Origin of the sequence: Streptomyces sp. SID9727 (assembly GCF_010550605.1) — a bacterium.
In the GTDB taxonomy this organism is placed as follows: Bacteria; Actinomycetota; Actinomycetes; order Streptomycetales; family Streptomycetaceae; genus Streptomyces.
This window is the reverse complement of sequence record NZ_JAAGNI010000088.1, coordinates 1-214: the sequence shown is the minus strand read 5'-3', so window position 1 is coordinate 214 and position 214 is coordinate 1. Positions and strand designations below refer to the sequence as shown.

The 214-nt window shown below is 81.8% G+C and carries 1 pseudogene; it reads right to left on the bottom strand.

Features of this window, described 5'->3' with window-relative positions:
* Nucleotides 1–214, bottom strand: a pseudogene (locus G3I41_RS05255) (hypothetical protein); the annotation flags it as partial.

The following is a 214-nucleotide window of genomic DNA, read 5'->3' as shown; positions in this document are numbered from 1 at the left end:
GCAGCGCGTGGCCGGCCCGCACCCCGTCCGCCTCGGTCAGGGCCGCGTGCGGATCGGCGACCCCGGCGGCGGCCAGCTCCCGGCGGACATCGCCGTCCGCGAGACCCTCCAGTCCGCGCAGGACGAACGCGGCCCGGGCGGGGGCGGTGAGCGCCGCCAGCTCCCGCTCCAGGGCGAGTTCCCCGGCGCCGCCCGGGTGCGGGAGCAGGCGGAG